At 59.5% G+C, this 16465-nt stretch carries 16 protein-coding genes; 6 read left to right on the top strand and 10 right to left on the bottom strand.

Annotated features, from left to right (window positions below):
- Nucleotides 1–180: 180 nt before the first annotated feature.
- Together ABDK74_RS01265 and ABDK74_RS01260 are read left to right on the top strand one after the other, a co-directional pair.
- Complete coding sequence (locus ABDK74_RS01265; RefSeq protein WP_346004125.1) at nt 181–1806, top strand: porin; 1626 nt, start codon at nt 181–183, stop codon at nt 1804–1806.
- Nucleotides 1807–1856: 50 nt separating this feature from the next.
- On the top strand, nt 1857–2348 hold the full coding sequence (locus ABDK74_RS01260) for a hypothetical protein (RefSeq protein WP_346002393.1): 492 nt from the start codon (nt 1857–1859) through the stop codon (nt 2346–2348).
- Here the strand turns inward: ABDK74_RS01260 and ABDK74_RS01255 are convergent.
- Genes ABDK74_RS01255 through ABDK74_RS01220 form a run of 8 tightly spaced genes read right to left on the bottom strand, consistent with a single transcriptional unit; the run spans nt 2345 to nt 10172 of the window.
- The gene (locus ABDK74_RS01255; RefSeq protein WP_346002392.1) at nt 2345–3142 is read right to left on the bottom strand and encodes an MBL fold metallo-hydrolase; all 798 of its coding nucleotides are present in this window, start codon (nt 3140–3142) and stop codon (nt 2345–2347) included. The genes ABDK74_RS01260 and ABDK74_RS01255 overlap by 4 nt on opposite strands.
- Nucleotides 3139–3924 carry a TatD family hydrolase gene (locus ABDK74_RS01250; RefSeq protein ID WP_346002391.1) on the bottom strand — a complete coding sequence of 262 codons (786 nt, stop codon included), beginning with the start codon at nt 3922–3924 and terminating at the stop codon, nt 3139–3141. Before ABDK74_RS01250 ends, ABDK74_RS01255 begins: the two co-directional genes overlap by 4 nt.
- The gene (metG, locus tag ABDK74_RS01245; protein WP_346002390.1) at nt 3921–5456 is read right to left on the bottom strand and encodes a methionine--tRNA ligase; all 1536 of its coding nucleotides are present in this window, start codon (nt 5454–5456) and stop codon (nt 3921–3923) included. Before metG ends, ABDK74_RS01250 begins: the two co-directional genes overlap by 4 nt.
- A gap of 30 nt (nt 5457–5486) precedes the next feature.
- Nucleotides 5487–6410: a DNA polymerase III subunit delta' gene (locus ABDK74_RS01240; protein ID WP_346002389.1), complete on the bottom strand. Its 924-nt coding sequence runs from the start codon at nt 6408–6410 to the stop codon at nt 5487–5489.
- Nucleotides 6407–7051 carry a dTMP kinase gene (gene tmk / locus ABDK74_RS01235; RefSeq protein WP_346002388.1) on the bottom strand — a complete coding sequence of 215 codons (645 nt, stop codon included), beginning with the start codon at nt 7049–7051 and terminating at the stop codon, nt 6407–6409. Before tmk ends, ABDK74_RS01240 begins: the two co-directional genes overlap by 4 nt.
- Before the next feature lie 4 nt (nt 7052–7055).
- A complete protein-coding gene (locus ABDK74_RS01230; protein ID WP_346002387.1) occupies nt 7056–8330 on the bottom strand; it encodes a D-alanyl-D-alanine carboxypeptidase family protein in 1275 nt (424 codons plus the stop codon).
- Nucleotides 8327–9178: an RlpA-like double-psi beta-barrel domain-containing protein gene (locus tag ABDK74_RS01225; protein WP_346002386.1), complete on the bottom strand. Its 852-nt coding sequence runs from the start codon at nt 9176–9178 to the stop codon at nt 8327–8329. The genes ABDK74_RS01230 and ABDK74_RS01225 overlap by 4 nt, the downstream gene beginning before the upstream one ends.
- Nucleotides 9165–10172, bottom strand: a complete 1008-nt coding sequence (locus ABDK74_RS01220) for a lytic murein transglycosylase (RefSeq protein WP_346004124.1) — start codon at nt 10170–10172, stop codon at nt 9165–9167. Before ABDK74_RS01220 ends, ABDK74_RS01225 begins: the two co-directional genes overlap by 14 nt.
- A 193-nt stretch (nt 10173–10365) precedes the next feature.
- Between ABDK74_RS01220 and ABDK74_RS01215 the strand changes: the two genes are divergently transcribed.
- Together ABDK74_RS01215 and ABDK74_RS01210 are read left to right on the top strand one after the other, a co-directional pair.
- Nucleotides 10366–10932, top strand: coding sequence for a VTT domain-containing protein (locus tag ABDK74_RS01215; protein WP_194254558.1), 567 nt, complete (start codon nt 10366–10368; stop codon nt 10930–10932).
- 5 nt (nt 10933–10937) lie between these two features.
- Entirely contained in the window at nt 10938–12002 is a 1065-nt protein-coding gene (locus ABDK74_RS01210) for a D-alanine--D-alanine ligase (RefSeq protein WP_346002385.1), read from the top strand.
- A 13-nt stretch (nt 12003–12015) separates the two neighbouring features.
- Here the strand turns inward: ABDK74_RS01210 and ABDK74_RS01205 are convergent, their stop codons facing one another.
- Complete coding sequence (locus ABDK74_RS01205) at nt 12016–12480, bottom strand: MlaD family protein (RefSeq protein ID WP_194254560.1); 465 nt, start codon at nt 12478–12480, stop codon at nt 12016–12018.
- Between the two features lie 160 nt (nt 12481–12640).
- Between ABDK74_RS01205 and ABDK74_RS01200 the strand changes: the two genes are divergently transcribed.
- Complete coding sequence (locus ABDK74_RS01200; RefSeq protein WP_346002384.1) at nt 12641–13483, top strand: undecaprenyl-diphosphate phosphatase; 843 nt, start codon at nt 12641–12643, stop codon at nt 13481–13483.
- A gap of 38 nt (nt 13484–13521) precedes the next feature.
- Entirely contained in the window at nt 13522–15063 is a 1542-nt protein-coding gene (locus ABDK74_RS01195) for an amino acid permease (protein WP_346002383.1), read from the top strand.
- On the opposite strand, the gene ABDK74_RS01190 is transcribed toward ABDK74_RS01195, so the two are convergent.
- A complete protein-coding gene (locus ABDK74_RS01190; RefSeq protein ID WP_346002382.1) occupies nt 15055–16260 on the bottom strand; it encodes a mechanosensitive ion channel family protein in 1206 nt (401 codons plus the stop codon). The genes ABDK74_RS01195 and ABDK74_RS01190 overlap by 9 nt on opposite strands.
- Nucleotides 16261–16465 lie beyond the last annotated feature (205 nt).

The raw sequence follows: 16465 nt of genomic DNA, 5'->3' as shown, positions 1-16465 counted from the left end.
ATATTATGCCAACTTATATGTTCGGAAACATTAAATTTCTGACTTTTTTGTGAGAACACATCCTATTGTTGCGAAGAATGTCTTCTTTCACGCTAGGAAAAGCGTTGTAGTCCATTTTACCGGTGAGCGCGCGTTGCGATCATCGGCATATCCGCGGGAGCGGCTGTTTATATGTCATCTATGTCCCTGTGCCGACTAAGTCTTCTGGGAAGCACATTTTGCGTTGCAATACTCTCCGCCCTCCCGAGCATCGCACGGGCCGATGATTATACGGAACTGCTCGACATTCTTCGCGCCAAGGGCAGCCTGAGCCGTTCTGAATATAACGTGCTGCTGTCACATCACCAGCATCACGCGCACCCCTCGCTGCAACGTGACGACGACGGAGCATCCCCGGCACCCGCACGCCATCGCAACCGTTATATGCGCTATGGGCCCCAGAACGAAGGCAGCAGCCTTGATGCTCCTCCGGACGTGACGACGATTGCCGCTGTATCCGCCGCGCGCCGTGCCGCCATGGAAGCCTCGGCAAGTGCACAGGACGCGCGTAATTCCCTGATGGAAGCACGCAGGACGTATAATCCGGACAGCATCGTGCGCGTGAAGCCCTATGTTGCGGGCAAAGGCGTTACGATTCAGGCGGGCCAGATCGACATCAACCTCTCCGGCTTCGTCAACGCGTACTATACCTACAACAGTCCCAGTGGTGGCCGCCCTGTCGCAGGCGGCGTTTCTACGGGCAGCAGCGGGTTCGATTCATCTTCCATCCGTAACGGCCTTCTGCCGGGCGGTCTGATCCTGAAGCTGAACACGGTACAGGAAGGCATCAAACTGGGTGCCGTCTTTGGCATGTATCCCGGCATCAACAACAACGACCCCAGCACTTTCAATGCCAATTCCGGCGGCAGTCCGGTGGGCCTTGGAACCGCTGGCCTCGATTTCCGTCAGGTTTTCATGACTGCGGGAACCGACGAACTCGGCACGGTCAAGCTGGGTCGTGATATTGCGCTGTTTGCGTCAGATGCCATTCTCAACGACGCCACGCTTCTTAGCGTCGGCAGCACCGGCAGCAACGCCAATCCGGCCAATACATCGCTTGGTCGTATCGGCGTCGGTTACGTCTACACCGACTGGCTCCCGCAGATCACCTATATCTCACCGAAATGGAAAGGCTTTCAGGCTTCTGTCGGCGTCATGACACCGCTTGACGAGTTCAATTTTGCAGGTGGGGGGCTTTCTGCGACAACGACCCAGCATAGCTCTCCGATGCTTCAGGGCAAGGTCACCTATGATGGCAATATCGCCGGATTTACAACACGCTTCTGGACCAGCTTCCTCGTTCAGCATCAGCAGAACCTGACCAGTGCGACCCTCGGCAGCAACAGCCGCAAGGGCACAACGGTCGAAGCGGGAGACGTTGGCGTCAAGCTTTCGCGCGGCCCGTTTGAAGGCGTGGCTTATTATTACTACGGCAGCGGTCTCGGCACGACAGGCCTCTTCTTCGATGGAGTCTCGGATCAGGGACGCAAACGTGATTCAGAGGGCTACTACGTTCAGGCAGCGTACAAGATCCTGCCGAAGCTCAAGGTTGTTGGCAGCTATGGCGTCAGTAATCTTTATCAGGCCCCCGGTGAAGACAATCCGTCCATGGTCCGCCGCAACCAGTCAGAAGTCGGAGCAATCTATTACAACCTGACGGACTGGTTCACGCTTGTGGGTGAATATGCCCATACGGAATCGGACTCCCACGGCATCGCACATGAGAGCGACCATACGATGTCGGCCGGTGCGATGATGACGTTCTGATGCTGAGAGGCCGGCCTAATGTTCCCTGCCCGGCTTTTCGAACCATGAGAATGTTTTTCTTTTGCGTCCTGTGTGCCCTGTTCATGTTTCATGGACAGGGCGATGCAGCGTCTCCCACTGCACTTCAGGACATCATAAAGACAAAGCTCGGGTTATCCCATTATCAGGGAGCAGATGCCGCACTCGATGCCACAGGTAAGACGCGACAATATCTTGTCTATCCTAGAGAAAGCGAATGGTGTGGAGTCACCGGTGGCTGCATGCTCTTCATTCTCACAAGCCATAAAGGCACGTGGAAACTTCTGTCACGCATGACGCTGGTTCATCTGCCAGTCGGCATCCTGCCCCACCTGACTCACGGCTGGCACGATCTCGCGATTTCCTATTCTGGACGCTTGCCGGATGGAAGCCCTGCCCTTGTTGTCAGTCGCATGCGGTTTGACGGAAAACGGTATCCGCTCAATCCATCGGTTCCTCCAGCGGAACCACTCTCACACCCAACAGGACAGAGTGTTCTCTCGCCAGACAGCCCGGTCCATTAAGCCTGAAGTTCGAGAACCATTCCGTCATAGGCAGGCTCAACATCCTCAGGCAGCATCCTGCACAAGGTCTGGTAGTCCATGTCCGGGCCCATATGGGTCAGGATGACATGTTTCACACCAAGACGCTCGCGCCAGTCCAGAACGCGTTCGAGCCAGGCATGAGCTGGGTGCGGGTCATACTGGAAACAATCCACAACCCAGGTCTGCACACCTTCAAGCAACGACAACGCTTCGTCCGAAAGTGTTTCGACATCCGTGCTGTAGGCAAAATTTCCGCACCGTACGCCCAGAGACGTGATCCGGCCGTGGCGCTGCTCGAAAATCTGAGCGTTAAGCCCGGGAAACGAAACCGTCTCTCCAGCCTGTACAAGCCGTTCATCAAAGACCGGCCGATAGAAGTCGGGGCCCTTCCAGGGCGCGAACGCATAGGCATAGCGTAGGCGCAGCTCTTCAAGCACATCCTCTGTCGCCAACAATGGCAGCGGCGTTCCGATCACGCGGTTGATGGCGCGCAATTCGTCCAGACCGCCGATGTGATCGCTATGCGGATGTGTGTAGAGGACTGCATGAACATGGCTCAGGCCGCAATTCAGCATCTGATCGCGGAAATCCGGGCCTGAATCCACCAAAAGCCGAAAGCCGCCCTCACCTTCGATCACGATTGAGGAGCGGGTGCGACGATTGCGCGGCTCGGCGGGGTCACACGCACCCCAGATCCCCGTCTGTGGCCCCTCCTCGCCCCCGATCATGGGAACGCCAGCCGAGCCGCCACATCCAAGGACCGTCACCTTCATGCAGCGATCCTCGTGAACAGACGGCGCGCGTTTTCGGTCGTAATCCGGGTAATGTATTCGAGAGAAACGCCTCGCTCCTCTGCCAGACGTGCCGCCGTATGCGCAACATAACCAGGTGTGTTGGGCTTTCCGCGTTTCGGAACGGGCGCAAGATACGGGCTATCCGTCTCAACCAGAATACGGTCTTCCGGGACCATCCTTGCGACTTCGCGGATTTCCTCGCATTTCGGGAAGGTCAGCAGGCCGGAAAAGCTGATGTAGCCTCCCAACTCCAGAGCCACTTCCGCCAGTTTTGGACCGGACGCAAAGCAGTGAATCAGGAACGGAAACGCGCCCTTCGCATGCTCTTCGCGCAGGATGCCGATCATGTCGTCATCGGCGTTGCGGGTATGGATAACGACCGGCAGCCCTGTCTGGCGCGCAGCCGCAATATGGGTGCAGAAGGCGGCATGCTGGGCAGGTTTAGCCTCATCGCCGCTATGGAAATAATCCAGCCCGGTCTCCCCGATCGCCACGACGCAAGGCGCTTCGGTTTTGGCGACCAGTTCTTCAACCGACGGAAGACGCTCCTCAGTTGCATAATCCGGGTGGATGCCAATCGCGCACCAGATCCGCAGATCCGGCGTATCGTGCTTCGTCAGGGCGATCTGGGTGTCCGCTTTAGAAAACCGTGTCCCGATCGTGATCATTCCGGACAGACCCGCTTCCCGCGCCTGCTCGAAAGCAGGCGCAAGATCGTCGAGCTTGTCCAGATGACAATGCGTGTCGATCAGTCCTGTCATGCCTCTTCCTCGACGAAGCGCGGAAACAGACCTTTAGGTTTAGGAAGTGCGCGACCAGCCGGAAGCAGCGTTTCGAGGGCGGCGAATGTTCGCTCGTTATCCTGCACGCCGAGCTGCGTGAGCATCTTGTCCATTGTGTTTGGCATGAAGGGCTGAAGCATGGTCGCAATACCGCGGATCATGTCCACGAGAACGCGCAGCACATCGGCCATTCGCTCCGGATCGGTCTTTTTCAGCGCCCAAGGGGCCTGACGGTCGATATAGGAATTGGCGGCGCGGATGACTTTCCAGACTTCTTCCAGCGCATCCGTAATCGCCTTGCGCTCGATCTGTTCGGACATGATCGTCGGCAGCAGCGTCACCATCGCAAGCATGGTCTGATCGTCCTCGGTCAGGATGCCGCGCGCGGGCAGAATACCGTCCAGATTACGGGCCACCTGGCTCAGAGTGCGCTGACACAAATTACCGAGATCATTCGCCAGTTCGACATTCGTGCGTGTGATCATGGAGCGGCGGCTGAAATTGGAATCGCCGCCAAACGGCACTTCACGCATCAGGAAGAAGCGCAGCGCATCCAGCCCGAACTCGTCGGCCAGTGCCTTCGGATCAAGGACGTTGCCGAGAGACTTGCTCATCTTCTCGCCCTCGACCGTCCACCAGCCATGAGCAAAGACGCTCTTCGGCAGATCAATGCCAGCCGCCATCAGGAACGCAGGCCAGTACACGCAATGAAAGCGCGCGATTTCCTTGCCCACGACATGGATGTCTGCAGGCCAGAACTTCGCACGAGGATCGTCAAGATCGGGGTAGCCAACTGCCGTCAGGTAATTCGCCAGCGCGTCGAACCAGACATACATGACATGGTCCGGATCGTTCGGAACCGGAACGCCCCATTTGAAGCTCGTGCGGCTGACGGATAGGTCTCGCAGTCCCTGACGGACAAAGCTCTCGATCTCACGACGGGGGCCGACGGGGCCGATGAAGTCGGGATTGTCTTCGTACAATTTCAGGAGCCGGTCCTGAAAATCGGACAGACGGAAGAAGTAGGATGGCTCCTTGACGCGCTCGACCGGTGCACCAGACGGGGCCACGAATGTTCCATCGGGCTTCTTGACCAGTTCGTCCTCGCCGATGAAGGCTTCATCGCGGGTGGAATACCAGCCCTCATAGGCGCCCAGATAGATATGCCCGTTCGCCGCGACCTTCTCCCACAGCGCCTTGGCCGCGCCCTTGTGGCGCTCCTCGGTGGTGCGGATGAACTCGTCGGTCGAGATTGCCATGTCCTTCTGCATCTGGCGGAAGGAGGCGGAAACCTCGTCGGCATAGGCCTGCGGGTCCATACCCTTGGCGACGGCGGTCTGCTCGACCTTCTGGCCATGCTCGTCCGTGCCGCTGACGAACAGGACCTCTTCGCCGTTCAGGCGATGAAAGCGGGCCAGAACATCGGCGGCGATGGAGGTGTAGGCATGCCCGATATGCGGAGCGCCGTTCACATAGAAGATCGGGGTCGTGATGGTGAAGCGCCGCGTCATGTTCACTCGTTTCATAACGCCCGGACCATCTCAACTGCCGGAAGCGAGTTCCGCTGCCTGACGGATGGCCTGGGCCTTGTCCAGGTTTAAGCCTTCGGTCTGACGCCTCAACGTGTCCAGTTCGGAACACTGCCGCGCCGCCAGATCGGCCTTTGCAAGATCCCCGCGCCGCGCTGCCGAGCGCGCACGGTCTGCCAGTCCTTCGCCTAGCAAATCGCAGAGCAATGCGAAACCTTCCGCTTCTTTTGCAATACGTTCGCTCAGAGCCATGGTTGCCGAAGCACGCACCTGTCCACTAAGGATTCCCGCCACAAATGACGCAATCGCGCCATCCCGGTCGTGCGAAAGAAAGAGTGCCCGGCCCGGCGATCCGTGGGCACGTGCCAGCACGTCGGCTGACACGCCGGGCAGTGCAGCGCGCATATCCTCATCCGACAACGCGGACAGCGTGAGCATCCGGCACCGGCTGCGGATCGTTGGCAGAAGCGCACCCGGAGCAGACGTGGTCAGCAGCAGGACGCAGCGCGGGGGCGGTTCTTCAAGGATCTTGAGCAGGGCGTTGGCCGCGAACCGGTTCAGGTATTCTGCCCCATCCACGATCACCACGCGCCATCCGCCTTCGGTCGCCGTATGATGCAGGAAGGTCTGGACCGGGCGCACATCCGCTGCCGTGATTTCGCCTCGAAGACGGCCTTTTTTCTCGTCCACGGCCCGCGAGATTTCCAACAGATCCCCGTGTGTGGACGCTGCGATGCGTCGTGCTGGTGCCGAGTCCGGGTTTTCCGCATTCAGCAACAGCCGGGCCAGACGGAAGGCCAGCGTTGCCTTGCCGATCCCTGCGGGGCCACAGATCAGCCAAGCATGATGCAGCTTTCCGCTGTCCAGAGCCTGCCGGAACGTCGTTTCCGCCTCTTCGTGACCGTACAGACCCAGAGTGTGACGCGGATCGCTCACACGCCCTGAACCGTCAGGCGGTTCTGCACCGCCCGCAGAAGCGCCGCACTGACGGATTCCGGCGTCTGTCCCGCATCCACACGTTTCACACGCGTTGGATCTGCCGAGGCAATGGCCTCAAAGCCGGCCAGAACGCGCTCGTGAAACGCTTCCGCCTGACCTTCGTAACGATCCGTCTGACCGCCGCGGGCGTTAAGACGCGCAAGCGCCTGCGTCCGGGGGAGTTCCAGCATGAGTGTCAGATCGGGCTCGAAATTCACGAGTTTGCGCGCACCATTCAGGAACGCCAGAACCTCAGGTGCACCCTGACCGACACCATGGCCCTGATAGGCCAGCGTCGAATCATGGAAGCGATCGCACACTACGATCTCACCACGCCTCAGTGCCGGAAGAATGGCATTGTCCAGATGGTCCGACCGGGCAGCCATGTGCATCAAGATTTCCGCCCGCCAGGACAGATCGACTTTCCCGAACAGCAACAGGTTGCGGATTTCTTCCGCGCCCGGCGTGCCACCAGGCTCCCGCGTCAGAAGGACGTTATGCCCCTCCGCGCGCAGGGCTTCGGCCAGAAGGCGCGCCTGCGTAGATTTCCCCGCGCCCTCACCGCCTTCAAGTGTGATGAACAATCCTTTTCCAGCCATGCCCTTACTGCGCGGGGCCGTGGCCCAGACGCGTCATGGCGCGGGCGACCAGTCCAAGTTTTGCAACCGATTCTCCGGCTTCAAGCGGAACGCGTATATCGGCCATATTCGGGGCAGAAATCACGAGCGCGCCGCAAACCTGCCCCTTTGTCACCGGTGCGATGACCGGCGAGGCATAGTCCACGGCGATATGCGAGCGTTGCTGCCAGCCGACGGGCAGAGTCATGACGATATCCGCACCGGCAACCAGCGGAACCTGACGGCGTTCGCCCATCCATACGGGGGCGGAATCCACAACCTGCCCGCGACGGAACAGCGTGGCGTTCTCGAAATTCGCAAACGCCCAAGACATCAGACGCTCGCCCTCGTGGGCACGCTCGTTATTCGAAGACGTGCCGTTGATGACGACGATAACGCGGTTGCCATTACGCTTGGAGCTGGCACAGAGACCGAACCCACCCGCATCGGTATGACCGGTCTTCAAGCCGTCAGCGAGGCCCTTGTCGACCAGCACGTTCCGGTTGCCCTGACGGATGTGGTTGTAGGTGAACTCAAGTTCACCGAAATAATGGTAGTACTGTGGGAAATCGCGGATCAGATGCGAAGCCACTGTCGCGACATCGCGGGCCGTCATGTAGTGGCCTTCTGCCGGAAGGCCTGTCACGTTGACGAAATGCGAGTTCATCATGCCGAGCTTCGGCGCTTCCTCGTTCATCATCGCGACGAAGCGCTCTTCGGAGCCCGCAATACCTTCCGCAAGCACGATGCAGGCATCGTTGCCGGACTGGATCAGCATGCCCTGGATGAGGTCAGACACCAGAACGCTCTGGCCCAGCGGCACGAACATTTTGGAACCCTGCGTACGCCAGGCTTTCTCGCTGACCGGAAGGCTCTGTTCCAGACGGATACGGCCCGTCGCCAGCATGCCGAACACGATATAGGCCGTCATCATCTTCGTCAGCGAAGACGGGGCCATACGTTCGTCAGACGCCTTGTCGAGCAGAACAGCGCCCGTGTCGTAATCCACGACATAGGCCCAGCGCGCCACCGTATCGAACGGGCCAATCGGCGTGTTCGCGGGTGTTCCAGCCGGAGCGTCTGCCGCAGGGACTGCAGCAGCTTTCGCGGCGTGGGCCGCATGGTGATGCGGGCGGGCAAACGCCTTCAGGGGCCCCGCAAAAGAAGCACAGGCCGCAATGCCTGCCACCCCACCGAAAAGAGAGCGTCTAGTCCGCACGTTCGTCCCCAGTTCCACGGCCTTCAGACAACGGGCCGTCATTCCACAATGATCCGCGCGCCCTCTACCCCGCACAGGCGGGTGTGGTCCAGTGCTGCATCGGCCTGTGCGATGTCGGCATAGGGTCCACCAAGAACACGCCACTCAAGTCCTGCGCCTTCGGAGGCATGCAGAACCGTACCGTTACAGCACAGGGCAACGCCCGCCGCTGCCGCATGACCGGAAAATATTCCCATCAGGACATACAGCCCCGACGGCCCCGGACTGGCCTGCATCCATGTCGCAGGCAGCGAACCCACGGCCACGGATGTCGCCGCACCAGACGAGTCGTTGCCATAGACATGCGAAGAGCCATCACTCAGTGACGTTTCACGCACTTCACCTACTGGTGCGGCGGAAATACTCTGTGCAGCAGGTCTGCCTCCCAACCCTTCCGCCAGTGTGCGACTGGCAACCTCGTCTTCAAGAACCTCGACGGGCGTGTCCGCAGTCATACCCAGCAGATCGGCTGCTTTCGGAGAGAGTGCGATGATGCGCCCCTGCCCCTGTGGCCCACGATCCGTCAGGCGAATGCGCACGATGCGTCCGTTCAGCAGATTACGGACGCTGACGATCGCGGGAAGCTGAAGCGTCTGGTGCGCGCCGGTCATGCCTTCCGCCGCCCAGATTTCCCCGTCTGTACTTAGACCGGACGCAGGCGCTTTCTGCCGCGTTGCCAGACCCGTCATGCGGTAATCGAACTGCTCGCTGGGGTAGAACCATCCCTCCGCGCCATGCCACGCAGTGCCCAGTTCATAATGCGGATGTGCAACAGGCGCGGGTTCGTCGCGGTGACAGGCTCCCAGAACCGGCAGAAGGGCCAGAGCGGCCCCATAATTACGCAGAAACAATGCCTGTCCCCAGAAGTCCGACGCCCAGCGCATAGTAGTCCGACGGGTTATAACGGCGGATCACGTTGAAGTTGTGATAGACCATGAAAGCCTGCGTTCCCGGACCGTCGGGCTGCACAACAGCACCCTTCACGTCCCGGCGGGAGAATGCCGTCCCGTCCGCCCGACGCACGCCCAGCGCCATCCATTCACCCAATGTCCGCTGGCGGGTCCGACCGGTTTCGTTTTTATCGAGCACCTTGGTGAGGATGATTTCCTGCCCCCATGGCTCGTTGACCTGCCAGCCGCACTTGCCGAGATAATTGGCGATGGACGCGAACACATCCGCTTCGGACGTCCAGATATTGCGCTTCCCGTCCCCGTCCCCATCCGCCGCATAACGCAGATAGGCGCTGGGCATGAACTGCGCCTGCCCCATGGCCCCGGCATAACTGCCGATCATGGCAGCAGGTGCGATATCGCCGTCATTGAGGATCTGGAGCGCTTTCATGAGTTCGTTGCGGAAGAATGCCGAGCGTCGTCCGTCAAAGGCCAGCGTCGCCAGCGCATCGATGACGGAATACGTCCCGTCATGCGCGCCAAAACCCGACTCGAGCCCCCAGATTCCCATGACGGCACGGTCGTCACAGCCAAAGCGCGCGCTCACGGGGGACATCACGGACTGCTGGGCAGCATAGACGTTCCGCCCCTTCGCAAACCGCGACTCCGGCAGGACGCGGTCCCGGTACTGCGCCCAAGTCAGTGTGAACTCCGGCTGATGACGGTCCAGCTTGAGCACGGAGGGATTGGGCTGCTTTGTCAGGGAGAGAGCCTGCGAGACGATCGATGGTGCCATCCCCTGCGCCAGAGCCTGGGTCCGGACACTGTCGAGAAAAGCGGCGTAACTCTGCGCTGATGTCTGGGCGGCCGCCTGCGCACGGCCAGAGGAAAGTCCAATTGCGGCCGAACCGGCAACGGAGGTCAGAGTGGCAAGCAGATGACGTCTTTGAAGCACGATCGGGACCAGTCCCTTAAAGGGAGAAATGATAAGGCACACGCTAGCAATCCGCAGCCCGGACCGCCAGCCTCGCCAGAACTCTGCGGGCACTCTCGCAGAGCATTCGCGCCGAAATATGGCACGCCAAGATTGTGGTCGGCGCGCTGGCGTGCGAAACCGGCGACTGAATGTTCATGGACCCTCCCCACTCGTGATCGCCATCGGCCCCGCCATGGCCTCACAGCCAGCATGGCTGAAGGTTGCCACCATCATTGTGGGCACCTTCATCCTTGAAGACGTCGCTACGGTGCTGTCCGCAGTTGCGGCCCGTGCAGGTGAAGTCAGCATCCCACTGGCTCTGGGCGCCCTTTATTTCGGCGTGGCAGTAGGAGACCTTGGCCTGTACGGCCTTGGGGCGGCGGGCGCGCGATGGCCTTACCTCAGACGCTTTCTGAAACTTCCCAAGCGCGAACGCACGCAGGACTGGTTCAGCAAGAACGTCATCCGCATTGTTGCCATCTCCCGTTTCGTGCCAGGTGCACGGCTTCCGCTCTATACCGCATGCGGTTTTTTCCACGCGCCGTTCCTGCGCTTTGCCCTGACCGCAGTTCTGGCTACGCTGGTGTGGACGACATGTCTTTTCCTGCTCGCCATGCGGGTCGGCGGTTGGCTTCTTGCCCATCAGGGCGGCTGGCGCTGGGCCGGACTGGCGGGTTTTGTCCTGTGTATCGTCGTCGTCGGGCACCTGATTGCCCGTCTCCAGACCGTGAGCAAATAACAGCAATGTCCAAGTCAGAAGCCGACCAGAATCCGCTCTCCCTTTTCGAATTCTGGCCTGGTTCCATCTTCTACACACCCATCGTCCTGTACTGGATCGTTATGGGGATAAAATACCGAGATCTCAGCATCTCCACTGCGGCCAACCCACGTATCGAAACGGGTGGCCTGTGCGGCGAAAGCAAGTCCTCCATTCTCGACATGGGGGGCGCCACGGCGCAGTCGTTCATCGCACCCTATGGTGTCTTCCGCAGCGGCAAAGGGGCGGACCACCGCGCGCTGGATGCCATGACGCGCAAAGACCTGTCCTTCCCCGTCGTCATCAAGCCCGATATCGGCTGCAACGGCACTGGCGTGAAGCTCGTCCAGTCCCGCGAACAGCTTGAAACGGTTCTGCCACAGTTCCCCGACGATGTGGACATGCTGGTTCAGGAGCTCATCACCTATCCCGTGGAGGCCGGGCTGTTCTACATCCGTCACCCCGACGAGCCGCGTGGCCGCATCACCTCAATCACCTACAAGGAAGCCCCGATCCTGACGGGTGATGGCGTGTCGACGATCGAGGAACTGGTCCTGAGCGACGCGCGCATGAGCCTCGTTCCGCAGATCTACCTGCCGCGTTTGGCGGGACGGGAGAAGAACGTCCTTGCCAAAGGTGAGGAGATGTCTCTGGTCTTTGCAGGCAATCACTGCAAGGGGTCAGTCTTCCGGGATGGCCGTGCTGACACGACGGATGCGCTGACGGCCCGTCTCGATGCCATCATGCAGGACATTCCGGATTTCCATTTCGGGCGCGTGGATGTGAAGGCTGCTTCCATTGACGATCTGCGTCGCGGCGAGAATTTCCGCATCATCGAGATCAATGGCGTCGGGTCTGAAGCCACGCATATCTGGGACCGGCGGACGACGCTCTGGGAAGCCTATCGCGCCCAGTTCTCCCATTACCGCCAGACCTTCCTGATCGGGGCCGCCAACCGGGCACGGGGCTGGAAAACGTCTGGCGCGTTCTCGATGCTGCATTCCTGGCGCAAGCAGCGTCGTCTGCTGGCGTCTTATCCGCTGAACGACTGAAGAACAGCGGGCCTTACTGGCCCAGCTTGCCGCCACCGAAAATATAATTGCTGACCTGCTGCTCCAGCGAGAGCTGATCCTGTGTGTCCGTAATCTTGCCTTCGCTGGAAAGCGTCGTGCGGGAATGACCCGGCTGGATCTGAAGGGCATTATCCGCCGTCATGGTCGGAGCACCGATTCCCACGGCTGTATCCACCGGAAGGTGCAGGCGCTGGTCCACCGTAAAAGCGACATCCGCCATCTGCGTTCTGGGGTCTAGCGTGATGGACACGACACGTCCTACCGGAACGCCAGCGAGATCGACATTCGCGCCTGCATGAAGTCCGTTCGCAGAATTAAAGGCGGCGTGAAGAACCGAGCCCTGAAAGTCCGGACCCTTGCGCAGGGCATTACCGTAAACGAGGAATGTTCCGGCAATCGCCAGCACCAGCCCACTGGCCAGGATGGCGCCCCCGCGGCCGCTCAATGTTGACTGCATGCCAGCCTCGCCTTCCGGAAAATCTTGAACAGCTCGGGAGTTAGTCCTCCCATGACCGACCGGTCAAGGCTACATCCATGGTTGCGTCGATTGTAACCATCAGGCAATTGATCTGCTTTTCCGCCTTTGCAAACCGCAGGCATTTACCAAGACAGGCTCCATGACGCTTCTTCAGGCCCTCATTCTCGCCGTCGTCCAGGGAATTACCGAGCCCTTTCCGGTAAGCAGCCTTGGCCATGCCGTTCTCCTGCCCGCGCTTCTGCACTGGGATCTGGATGAGCACGCACCGATGTTCCTGCCGTTCCTGACCATGCTTCATGTCGGAACGCTGGCTGCACTGGCGGGTGTGTTCTGGAAAGACTGGATGGCCATCCTGACCGGCATGATGGGCCGTCATGGCCGTCACGCCCAGATGGACGCGATTCGGGTCTTCCTGCTCCTCGTCATCGCCACCATTCCCGCCGTGCTGGTCGGTTGGCTTCTGGAGCATCGTCTGCGGAACGTTTTCGGCTCTCCCCTCGCTGTCGCGGGCTTCCTGATCCTCAATGGCTTCCTGCTGATGGCGACCGAATGGCTCCGCCGCCAGAAAGGACAGCGGGACCATCGCCCCATTTCCACACTCGCCCCGAAAGACGCCGCAATCATTGGCATCTGGCAGTGCCTTGCCTTTCTGCCCGGCCTGTCACGCTCCGGCGCCACCATGAATGGCGGTCTTCTGCGGGGGCTGGACCACGAAACAGCTGCGCGTTTCTCTCTGTTGATGGCCCAGCCCATCGTGCTGGCCGCAACAGTTCGTGAAGCCTGGCAGATGCGTCACATGACGATCTCACATGACATCATGATCCAGTGTGTTGCAGGCGCCGTCGTCGCCGGAATAACCGCACTGATCTGCTCGCTTCTCATGCTGCGCTTCTTCCGCAACCATGACGGCTGGGCCCTTACACCGTTTGGCGTCTATTGCATCGTTGCCGGAACCTTTTCCGCTGCCGTCATTCTTCTCTGAACTTCCCAGCCGCCGTTTTTCGCGGCACATTACGGATCATGCCAGCTTCGATACAATCTCCTCCTGACACTCCCGGATCAGGTCGCCGGAAGACTCTTGAACAGGTCCTGTTTGAAAACGATACGAACGGCCTCAAGCGCAGCCTGACAGCGACCCAGTTGGTCATTCTTGGCGTCGGGTCCACGATCGGCGCTGGCATCTATGTCATGACCGGCACGGCGGCTGCCGAATATGCCGGGCCATCCGTACTGATCTCTTTTGTCATCGCTGCCCTGGCCTGTTTGTTCACGGCGTTTTCATACGGCGAACTCTCCTCAACCCTGCCCGTCTCAGGTTCGGCCTATTCCTACGCCTATATCTCAATGGGCGAAAAAGTGGCCTGGATAGTCGGCTGGCTGCTGCTTCTGGAATATGGCATCTCGTGTTCCGCTGTTGCCGCCGGTCTTTCAGGGTATGCCAGCTCCCTTCTAGGCATCACCGGCTTCCATGTCCCCGCTGCTCTGACCCATGCCACGCTTCAGCCCGTAGCGGGTACGGCTGGCGCGCAGATCAGCGCTGGATGGCGGTTTGACCTGATTGGCTTCGTAGCAACGCTTCTCGTAACAGCACTGCTCGTACGCGGCATTGAAGAATCAGCTCGCGTCAACACCATGATCGTGGCGCTCAAAGTGGGCGTCCTGTTCGTCTTCGTGGCGTTCGGGATCGGTGCCATCAATCCGGCGAACTGGCATCCGTTCATTCCCCCGAGCGAAGGCGGGTTTCATTATGGTGTGCGCGGCGTCTTTCGCGCAGCATCGGTCATTTTCTTTGCCTATGTCGGATTTGAAGCTGTTTCCACAGCCTCTGCCGAGGCCCGCAATCCCACACGCGACGTTCCGATCGGCATCATCGGCAGTCTGCTGATCTGCACCGTCGTCTATATGATCGTCGCCACAGTCCTGCTTGGTATCGTGCCCTATCGTGAACTGGACGTACCCGATCCGCTCGCGATTGCCGTGAAGATCATGCATACGCCCTGGCTGGCCCTGTTGGTCAATATCGGTGCGACGATCGGTTTATGTTCGGTTCTGATGGGGCTGATGTATGCCCAGTCCCGCGTTCTGCTGACTATCAGCCGCGACGGCCTGATCCCGCAGATCTTCTGTGTCATCCATCCGCAATTCCGCACGCCTTGGATCGGCACGATCGTGCTCGGCCTTGTCGTCGCTCTCATCACTGCGACACTGCCGATTGATATTATCAGCGACCTTGTTTCCATCGGAACAGCCGCCGCATTCGGAATTGTCTGTTTTACAGTGATCTGGCAGCGCAACACACGCCCGGACATTGTTCGACCCTTCAGCGTCCCACTGGGCGGCATCCGTATCCGGGGGTTCTGGATCGGCACGACGCCGGCGCTCGGGATTCTGTTCTGTTTGGTGATGACCATCCCGCTGGTTTCAGACATGGTCAATGCCGTCAGAAGCGGCAATCCCGTTCCGCTGATCCTGCTTGTCACCTATCTGGTTCTAGGCGTGGCAACGTATGTTTTCTACGGGCGCAAGCACTCGAAAATGCGTCCCGAACTACCTTTAGTCTGACGTCATCGACCCGCCGCCCGACCCCATACCAGGTCCCATGTAGCTTCCCGGCGGCGGGCGCCCGATCGGAGGCGCCATCCGCTCCCAGGGCTCCTGTCCGCCCGCACCGGGGGGCATCATGGAAAAACGCGAACGGGGTAGCGCTTCGGGGCATTCATCGCGGATGCGGGCAATGATCTTCTCACGGATATCACACCGCAGATCCCAACTCTGAAGCGCCGTCCGTGCGCTTGCAATGATGCGGATGGACATGACATGCGCATCGCAGTCTGCCACCTGCACATCGAACACTCGTCCATCCCAAAGCAGACAACCCCGCACGATTTCGTTCAGCATCTCGCGGATTTTATCCATCGGCGCCTGATAATCGACCCAGAGGAACACCACGCCGATAATGGCTGCGGAATTATGCGTCCAGTTCTCGAACTGGTTTTCCAGAAAATACGAGATCGGCACGATATGCCGCCGCCAGTCCCAGACACGCAGCACCACATAGGTTGCGTTGATTTCTTCCACCCAGCACCAGTCACCATTGATGATGATCAGGTCTTCCATCCGGATCGGCTGCGTGAGCGCAATCTGTACGCCCGCAATCAGGTTCGTCAGAAGCCCGCGTGCTGACAGGCCGACGATGAGGGACGCCGCTCCCGCTGAGGCGAACAGTGACAGCCCGTACTGCTTGACGGACGGGAACAGCATCAGGGCCGATGCCACCGTCACAATCCCCACCAAAATCTCCGTCAGTCGCCGCAGGACGCGGATCTGCGTCTGGTGCGAGCGGATCATGATGTCGTCGGTCTGCTCCCGCGATGCGAGGCGGTTGAGATAGACTTCCGTCATGATCCGGAAGACCATGATCGCCGAAAAGCCAAAAGTCAGGATCAGCAGGAACAGCAGGAACAGCTGAAAGTTGTCTTCCTGTGCGGCCGTGAACCCTGTCGCGGCCGGCAACGAAAACAGCATGGCCAACAGCGCCACCATCAAACGCGTCGGCCGCCGGAGGGACGAAACAATACGGCGAATCAAGGCAGCCTTGCGTGAGCCCGGAATTCTCAAAAGCTGTTTTGTAACCAGATTACCGCAATAGAACGCCAGCACCCCTACCACCACGAGCATCAGCACCGAAACGACGGAAGCTGGGAGCCAGGTGAAATAGGACCTTATGGCAAACAGAATGCTGACGAAGTGCTGCGTCACCAGATGGAGGACTCCTTGCATCGAAAGGAATTGAAAGGCCGAAGATGGCCATAATGATTGGAAAACAGTGATGATCCAAATGCCACGGGCACGCCGAACAATGCGAGCCGTAAAAACATCTTATTTTACGTGGTGTTTTCCTATGACTAACGTGTTGACACCCGGAAAGATCCCCCTTAAAACCCCGCCACAACGCCGGTTTAAC

Origin of the sequence: Gluconobacter sp. OJB (assembly GCF_039638275.1) — a bacterium.
Taxonomy (GTDB): Bacteria; Pseudomonadota; Alphaproteobacteria; order Acetobacterales; family Acetobacteraceae; genus Gluconobacter; species Gluconobacter cerevisiae.
The sequence above is the reverse complement of the archived record's forward strand: the minus strand, read 5'-3'. Positions and strand labels throughout refer to the sequence as shown.